General features: G+C 42.9%; 8 protein-coding genes. 7 read left to right on the top strand and 1 reads right to left on the bottom strand.

The features are described 5' to 3' along the window. Positions 1-121 precede the first annotated feature (121 nt). Genes RDS42_RS11260 through RDS42_RS11230 form a run of 7 tightly spaced genes read left to right on the top strand, consistent with a single transcriptional unit; the run spans position 122 to position 5028 of the window. On the top strand, positions 122-1048 hold the full coding sequence (locus RDS42_RS11260) for a transglutaminase-like domain-containing protein (protein WP_308783750.1): 927 nt from the start codon (positions 122-124) through the stop codon (positions 1046-1048). Between the two features lie 15 nt (positions 1049-1063). Further along, positions 1064-2101, top strand: a complete 1038-nt coding sequence (locus RDS42_RS11255; RefSeq protein ID WP_308783749.1) for a type II secretion system F family protein — start codon at positions 1064-1066, stop codon at positions 2099-2101. Between the two features lie 16 nt (positions 2102-2117). After that, positions 2118-2459 (top strand): hypothetical protein, encoded by a 342-nt coding sequence (locus RDS42_RS11250; protein WP_308783748.1) that lies wholly within the window; start codon positions 2118-2120, stop codon positions 2457-2459. Continuing rightward, positions 2459-2953, top strand: coding sequence for a DUF4860 domain-containing protein (locus tag RDS42_RS11245; RefSeq protein WP_308783747.1), 495 nt, complete (start codon positions 2459-2461; stop codon positions 2951-2953). The genes RDS42_RS11250 and RDS42_RS11245 overlap by 1 nt, the downstream gene beginning before the upstream one ends. 16 nt (positions 2954-2969) lie before the next feature. Further along, on the top strand, positions 2970-3443 hold the full coding sequence (locus RDS42_RS11240; RefSeq protein WP_308783746.1) for a hypothetical protein: 474 nt from the start codon (positions 2970-2972) through the stop codon (positions 3441-3443). Beyond that, entirely contained in the window at positions 3440-3964 is a 525-nt protein-coding gene (locus tag RDS42_RS11235) for a hypothetical protein (RefSeq protein WP_308783745.1), read from the top strand. Before RDS42_RS11240 ends, RDS42_RS11235 begins: the two co-directional genes overlap by 4 nt. Before the next feature lie 2 nt (positions 3965-3966). Next, on the top strand, positions 3967-5028 hold the full coding sequence (locus tag RDS42_RS11230) for a PilT/PilU family type 4a pilus ATPase (protein WP_308783744.1): 1062 nt from the start codon (positions 3967-3969) through the stop codon (positions 5026-5028). Between the two features lie 17 nt (positions 5029-5045). Here the strand turns inward: RDS42_RS11230 and RDS42_RS11225 are convergent. Beyond that, on the bottom strand, positions 5046-6279 hold a 1234-nt coding region (locus tag RDS42_RS11225; protein ID WP_308783743.1), incomplete at its 5' end, for a GGDEF domain-containing protein.

The following is a 6279-nucleotide window of genomic DNA, read 5'->3' as shown; positions in this document are numbered from 1 at the left end:
TAAGCATAAATTTTACAATCCTTTTTATGATCCTTTCGACTTTTCTTACAAAATTCCTTGTACCGTTTTTTTTCCAGTGATATACTTAAAATATATTTTATCGAACACAAGGAGCTTTACCATGAAGTGCAGATATTCACTTTTCTGTCTATGGGGGATTCTTCTCCTTCTGTGTACCTCGTTTTTTTCTGTTCAGACTGTCAACGCGGGAAAAAAAGACAAGGAAACACGGTCCAGCACACCGCAGGTATTGATTCCACAGGCATCCGGGAATTCGATCCTTGGCGCAGACCCTCTTACCATAGACATCTCTCATATCGATCAGGGATATATCATGGCCAGATATACGGGCACTGCTGCCAAAGCAAATATCCAGATCACCGGACCAGATCAGGTCAATTACAAATATTTTATCCAGCCTTCCGAGTCCTATACCACTTTGCCGCTTACCAGCGGAGATGGAGATTACCAAATCGAGGGCTACGAAAATATTGTAGATACCAAATATATTTCCCTTTTTAAAGAAACACTGCAGGTTGCTCTGGCAGATCCTCTGCTTCCTTTTCTGTATCCCAACCAGTATGTATACTTTACCGAAGACATGAATGCAGTAAAGACAGCAGCCCAGGTAGTCAGCAAATCCAAAAACGATCTGGACGCTGTGGCAGACATCTATCATTATGTAATAGAAAACATTACCTATGACGATGTAAAAGCAGCTTCCATTCAAAAGGGCTACCTTCCGGATATTGACGCTACTCTGGAAACCGGCACAGGAATCTGTTTTGACTATGCGTCCCTTACAGCTGCCATGCTGCGCTCCCAGGCTATCCCTGCCCGTCTGGAAATCGGATATTCCGGCGAGGTTTATCATGCCTGGATCAGTGTCTATACAGAAGAAACCGGATGGATCGACAAGATCATTGAGTTTTCCGGAAATTCATGGACACGTATGGATCCTACTTTTGCTTCTGGAAATAAAAACTCAAAAAAAATATTGAAATATATCGGCGACGGCGCTAATTATACCACTCAATATATCCGCTGAGCAGAAAGGAGATTTATGAAAAAGTTATCAAATTCTGAATTAACCACCTTTTGCGGGCAGCTTGCCCTGATCCTTCGTTCCGGAATCTCTTCTGTAGAAGGACTTTCTATTATGATTGAAGATACTCCGGAAGGGGAAGGAAAGCAAATATTAGAAAATCTTCTTCACGAAACGGAGCTTACCGGAAGTCTTTCTATGGCTCTTGAGTCTGCAGGATACTTCCCTGCTTATATGTGCAGTATGACTGAGATCGGAGAACAGTCCGGACGCCTTGACGATGTAATGAACAGTCTTGCTGAACATTACAGGAGAGAGGAAATACTGGCAAAAAGTATTCGAAGCGCCGTTACATATCCTCTGGTCATGCTTGGGATCATGACAGCTGTCATTCTGGTCCTCATTATAAAAGTACTTCCCGTTTTTGATCAGGTTTACCGTCAGCTGGGAGCAGGGCTTACCGGCTTCTCCGGAGCTGTGCTGAAATTCGGAAGAGTACTTGGAGACTACAGTCTTATATTCGTCCTGCTTCTTCTGCTTGCCGCAGGACTGTTCTTCTATTTTGCATGCACCCGGAAAGGCCAGACAAAGGCTGCTGCGATTTCCAGATACTTTTCCGCAGCCAGACAGCTCTCTGAAAAAACAGCCTGTTCCCGTTTTGCCAGCGGAATGTATCTCGCTTTATCCAGCGGTCTCGACATTGACCAAAGCCTTGATATGGTGTCCCGCCTTGTGGATCATCCTTCCGTAAGTCCCAAGATCGATCTGATCCGTCAGAGGCTTTCAGAAGGAGCAGGCTTTGCAGAAGCTGCACAGGAGGCTGAGATTTTTTCCGGGCTTTATCTTCGCATGATCTATATCGGCTTTAAAACAGGAGCCATGGATGAAGTAATGAAACAAATTTCTGTTCAATATGACGAAGAAGTACAGGATCAGCTCGACAGTCTGGTCTCTAAAGTGGAACCAACACTGGTCGCGATCCTTTCTATTGCAGTAGGAATGATCCTTCTGTCTGTTATGCTCCCACTGATCGGTATCATGTCCAACATCGGATAGTCAGGAGGGATAACATATGAACCGTTTTAAAAAAAGTAGCCGCCGTCCTGTACTGCAAAAGTTTTTATATGTTCTTATCTTTTGTGGCATCCTTTGTATTTTCCTGTCCGGACTTTCCTCAGTTTCCCGGATCACATCCAGCAACGAAGAGGAAAGTCTGAAGAAATCCATTCTGCAAAGCGCTGTGCACTGCTATGCCACTCAGGGATTTTACCCGGACAGCATGGACTATCTGGAAGAAAATTATGGTATTTCTTATGATAAAGAAAAATATCTGGTCTCTTATGAAGCTTTTGGTTCTAATATGATGCCTGACATCACAGTTTTTTCCAATAACAGCAAGAAAGGAGAAAATTAATGAAGCTGAAAAAAAGGCATATGACGGATCTCTTTTTCAGTCTGTCTCTGTTTGGGGTATTTTCGGTCTGTTCTTTTATGCTGATCCTGATCGGCGTACAGATATACCGTTCCTCAGCTTCCCAGCTTTCTTCCACTTATTCTACCCGGACAGCGCTTTCTTATACGGCTGAAAAAATCCGGCAGCACGACAGAGAAAACGGAGTTTCTCTGACAGAAATAAACGGAGAGACTGCTCTTGTCACAAAGGAACAGATTGGAGAAGAAACTTATGTGACTTATATCTATCCGGAAGACAATCATCTCTGTGAGCTTTCTGTAAAAGAAGGAACTGCTGTTTCTGCTGAACTTGGTGAAAAAATTCTGGAAGTAAATAATTTCTGCATCACTGAAAAGGGAAACGGATTTCTTGAAATATCCGCTTCCGACAATGACGGTACTCCGGTGAGCCTTCTTATTCATTTAAGAAGTGAAGCCCACAGTATCCGGCAATAAAGGAAAGGACTGTTTTATGAATTCACGAAGAAATACCCAATCCAGTCTGTTTCTCATAGAACTTATGATCTCGGTTTTGTTTTTTGCTCTTGGAAGCGCTGTCTGCATCCAGGTTTTTGTCAAAGCATATACCATAAATGAAGATGCCAGGCGTCTGAGTTTTGCTTCTCTTCAGGCATCCAGCGCAGCCTCTGCCCTGAAATATACAAACGGAAGCGCTGAGGCTATGAAAGAATATTTTCCTCAGATCACAGAAGATGAAAATGGTCTGTCTGTCTATTATGACAAGGCTTTCCAGGAATGTCCAAAGAGCGATTGCTTTTTTTCCATGCATATTACTCAGCAGAAAAAAGACCATGCTATATACGCCTGCATCCGCATAACCGCACCGGACAGAAAAAATCCTGTGTACAGCCTGGATATTCATTATCCTGAATTTTCAGCACCAGAAAAAGAATCAGACAGGGAAAGGTCAGGTGAAACATTATGAGAGACTCTTCTTCAGACCGTTCCTCATCACGGTCTGCCATTAGCGTCGGAACTACTACCCTTGTTCTGATCTTTGTTCTTCTGTGCCTTCTGACCTTCTCTGTGCTGTCTCTTGTCAGCGCCAGGGCAAACATGCGTCTCAGCCAAAAAAGCGCTGACCGCACAACCGCTTACTACGAAGCAGAAAATGCATCGTCAGATATCCTGATACAGGTAACGGAAGCTGTACAGAAATACCTTAATATTTCTGATGAGGATACCTTTTTCAAAAATGTCCGCACAGAACTGGATGGTAAAAATGGAATCCGCTTTACTGATGACGAAACGCTTACCTGGACAGTTTCCCTTACTGAGAATCAATATTTAAGGGCAGAAGTCCAAATTTCTTTCCAGCCATTTTCAAACGGAAATCATTACAGGATCATTGCCTGGAACACTTATACAGACTATGACTGGGGAACCGACCAGAGTCTTCCTCTTCTGGAAAGTGATTCTCTGCAAGGTCTATTTATGGAGGAATGAGCATGAATGCTTTAGAATTTTTAACACAGACAACCAAAGAAGGAGCCTCAGATCTTTTTATTGTTGCAGGCCGTCCGCTTTCCTACAAAAAAGGCGGAAAACTTACCTTGGTAAACGAGGAGCGCATGATGCCGGCACAATGCGAAACAATGATCCGCGAAATTTACGAGCTTGCAGGACATAGAAATCCGGATCCCTTTCTTGCTTCCGGAGATGATGACTTTTCCTTTGCAGTCCAGGGACTTTCCCGATACCGTGTCAGCGCTTACATGCAGCGCGGTTCTCTTGCAGCCGTAATCCGTGTAATCTCTTTTGAACTTCCTGATCCGGCAGTCCTGGGTATTCCGCCTCAGATCATCGAGCTTGGCAATCTCAAAAAAGGACTTGTGCTTGTTACCGGACCAGCCGGCAGCGGAAAATCCACAACCCTTGCCTGCATCATCAATGCCATCAATGAAAACCATGAAAAGCACATCATCACCCTGGAGGATCCTCTGGAATTTCTCCACCGGCACAAAAAAAGTATTGTCAGCCAGCGTGAAATAAGTTCTGATACCGAAAGCTATGTGGTGGCTCTCCGCTCCTCCCTAAGGCAAAGCCCGGATGTTATTCTGCTGGGTGAAATGCGTGATTTTGAAACAATATCCATTGCCATGACAGCAGCAGAAACCGGACATCTTGTTCTTTCTACCCTGCATACACTTGGAGCCGCCAATACGATTGACCGTATTATCGACGTCTTTCCGCCAAATCAACAGAGACAGATTTCTGTCCAGCTTGCTTCTGTACTTCAGGCAGTTGTTTCACAGCAGCTGATCCCGTCAGCCCACAGCGACTCTTCCATGGTTTCTGCTTTTGAGCTGATGACCACAACTCCTGCTATAAAAAACATGATCCGTGAAAATAAAATCCATCAGATTGACGGTCTGATTTATTCCTCTTCCACTGATTCTATGTTTTCCATGGACAGCAGTCTTCTTTCTCTATATAAGGCAGGCAGAATTTCTAAAGAAGAAGCACTTGTCCACGCCTCTAATCCTGAAATGCTGAAAAGGAAGCTCTAAGGCTTCCTTTTCTCTGATCATTGTTCCATATAATAACTATATTGATTCTTTCCCTTTTTCTTGCTCATATAAAGGGCTGCATCTGCTTTTTTCACTTCTTCCTCATACTGAAAGTTCTTTGTTCTGATCAGACTGATTCCTACACTGCAGGTCATGGGAATGTCCTGATTTGTTTCCAGCTTTTCGAACAGTTCCTTCATTCTTCGATCCAGAATATCTCTTCGGCTGACTCCTTTTACAAAAACAAGAAATTCATCACCTCCAAGACGACCGACAATATCTTCGCTCCGGAAGGTACTTTTCAATACAGAAGTAAGTAATTTAAGCGTTTCATCCCCTTTCAGATGCCCGAACTGGTCGTTCACCAGCTTAAAATCATCGATGTCCAGAATGATCAGCGCCCCTTCTGAATATTGATCCTTTTCCATGTAATCTGTAACTTCACGTTCAAATACACTTCTGTTATATACATTAGTAAGAGGATCTCTTTTGGCAGCATATTCCTGCGCCAGTTCTCGTTTCTTTTCCGCATCTATATCCTTCAGATAAAGAAGAGCATACATATTCTCAGAATACCGATCCTGAAATACATGGATTACAAGCTGCATCCATCGTAATTCTCTTTCCACATACCTGCGGAACGAATATTTTTGAGTGGAAATGCCTTTTTCATACATCTTTCTCATATAATCAATATTCAGATATTGTTTATATTGCTCCTTATCTTCCTCACTGACCAGAAGGTCTCCGTATTTCTGGAATACCCAAACAAAATCCTCTGTATTTTTCAGACATTCCGTTTCATATTGTTTCCATAATCCACCAGACTTAGTCAGGTGTCCACTTTCCACATCTACCTCTGCATACGCCACAGTTTCTGAAAGCATTGCCTCATAAAAATCTGTTTTACGCATATATTTCAGTTCCAGAGCACGCTGCTGATCTGCGGATTCAAGCTGTACAATGACCGTATCCGCATCCCTCTCTTTTTCACTGATCTGTCTTGCAGTCAGATTAAACCACTCGTAGTTTCCTTTCTTTGTACGAATAAGGAATTCTTTTGGAGACATGTCTCCATTTTTCTGTACATTGGTAAACACATCACGGAAACTGTCCACAAAATGAGGGTGGACAATCTGGCTGCGTATCCAGCATTCAGGAAAATCATACTCTCTTTGTTCTGTTCCACTGAGCATTGTTCGGTCTGTATGAAAATATATTGATTTTTTATTTTCATTGTATTCAAATATT

It is taken from the genome of uncultured Blautia sp., from assembly GCF_902497045.1.
GTDB lineage: Bacteria > Bacillota > Clostridia > Lachnospirales > Lachnospiraceae > Blautia_A.
This window is presented reverse-complemented; position numbering and strand designations above follow the sequence as displayed.

What these genes read in the sequence shown, in the direction of transcription:
- RDS42_RS11255 (WP_308783749.1), top strand. Translation starts at nt 1,064, where the DNA reads ATGAAAAAGTTATCAAATTCTGAATTAACCACCTTTTGCGGGCAGCTT.
- RDS42_RS11240 (WP_308783746.1), top strand. Translation starts at nt 2,970, where the DNA reads ATGAATTCACGAAGAAATACCCAATCCAGTCTGTTTCTCATAGAACTT.
- RDS42_RS11230 (WP_308783744.1), top strand. Translation starts at nt 3,967, where the DNA reads ATGAATGCTTTAGAATTTTTAACACAGACAACCAAAGAAGGAGCCTCA.
- RDS42_RS11235 (WP_308783745.1), top strand. Translation starts at nt 3,440, where the DNA reads ATGAGAGACTCTTCTTCAGACCGTTCCTCATCACGGTCTGCCATTAGC.
- RDS42_RS11260 (WP_308783750.1), top strand. Translation starts at nt 122, where the DNA reads ATGAAGTGCAGATATTCACTTTTCTGTCTATGGGGGATTCTTCTCCTT.
- RDS42_RS11245 (WP_308783747.1), top strand. Translation starts at nt 2,459, where the DNA reads ATGAAGCTGAAAAAAAGGCATATGACGGATCTCTTTTTCAGTCTGTCT.
- RDS42_RS11250 (WP_308783748.1), top strand. Translation starts at nt 2,118, where the DNA reads ATGAACCGTTTTAAAAAAAGTAGCCGCCGTCCTGTACTGCAAAAGTTT.